Below are 1,148 nucleotides of genomic sequence, written 5' to 3'. Positions count from 1 at the left end.
TTTGGCGAGTGAGACGATCGAACAATCGATCTGCCCACAGCGGTCAAAGTCAGTTCCTATACGTCTTGTAGTAGGAGCGACCATGACGCAGCAATCACAGCCTTATTCACATCAGACGCCAGCCTTACCTACCCCTATCGTATTGACCATCGCAGGCTCCGACAGTGGCGGCGGCGCAGGTATTCAAGCAGACATCAAAGCGATGTCGGCAACAGGCAGTTTTGCATGCTCGGTAATTACCGCCATCACTTCGCAAAACACACAAGGCGTTTCTGCCATTTTCCCTATCCCACTTGATCACGTTGAAAGCCAACTCGATGCGGTGTTTACCGATCTCAATATTGTGGCGGTAAAAGTCGGCATGCTGGCGGATTCGAACATCATCAAAGTGGTGGCCAGCAAGATCAGACAGTACCAGCCTAAACATCTTGTGATAGATCCCGTCATGGTCGCCACCAGCGGCGATTTGCTACTTGAGCAATCAGCAATCAGCACATTAAAAGAAGAACTAATTCCTCTGGCAGACATCATCACTCCTAACCTGCCAGAGGGTGCAGCACTGACAGGTAAGCCTGTACCTCAATCTGAGGCAGAAATGAGTGACATGATTGACGACCTTCGTGCGCTTGGTGCCAAAGCCATTCTGCTCAAAGGCGGTCACCTTGAAGAAGATGAAAACAGCAACGATCTGCTGATCATGCAAAACAGTGCCGAGTTAATCAGCGCCAAGCGTTTTCCGACCCCAAATACCCACGGTACGGGCTGTACACTGTCTTCCGCTATTGCGTCTTACCTTGGTCAAGGCAACAACCTGCACAAAGCCGTGCATTTAGGAAAACAGTACATCAGCCAAGCAATCGCTCATGCGGATGAGTTGGAAGTGGGGAAAGGTCACGGACCAGTACATCACTTCTTTGCGGGTCATACCTATGTTCGCTAACGCGATTGGCATTCAGCTTTCCGACGCCAGTTTGCAATACAAAGACAGCCAAACACCGACTTTAGCGAAAGTGAACATGGTCATTCCTATCGGTCAATGGACGGTATTACTCGGGCGAAGTGGCTGCGGAAAAACCACGATATTGCGTTACTTAGCTGGCCTACTGGATGACCAAGTTGACTGGCATGGCGAACTCATCACAACCGAT

Annotated in this window: 2 protein-coding genes; both read left to right on the top strand. The window is 50.1% G+C overall.

Annotated features, from left to right (window positions below; translation table 11 throughout):
• Positions 1–82: 82 nt before the first annotated feature.
• The gene (gene thiD / locus R7Q47_RS25780; protein ID WP_140056663.1) at positions 83–940 is read left to right on the top strand and encodes a bifunctional hydroxymethylpyrimidine kinase/phosphomethylpyrimidine kinase; all 858 of its coding nucleotides are present in this window, start codon (positions 83–85) and stop codon (positions 938–940) included.
• Positions 930–1,148, top strand: a 219-nt coding sequence (locus R7Q47_RS25775; RefSeq protein WP_318090200.1) for an ATP-binding cassette domain-containing protein, incomplete at its 3' end; no start/stop codon positions are given. The genes thiD and R7Q47_RS25775, both read left to right, overlap by 11 nt.

The organism is Vibrio sp. Vb0349 (assembly GCF_033338975.1).
Note: the sequence above shows the minus strand (reverse complement) of the source record. Positions and strands in the feature narration are given on the sequence as shown.

What these genes read in the sequence shown, in the direction of transcription:
- thiD (WP_140056663.1), top strand. Translation starts at nt 83, where the DNA reads ATGACGCAGCAATCACAGCCTTATTCACATCAGACGCCAGCCTTACCT.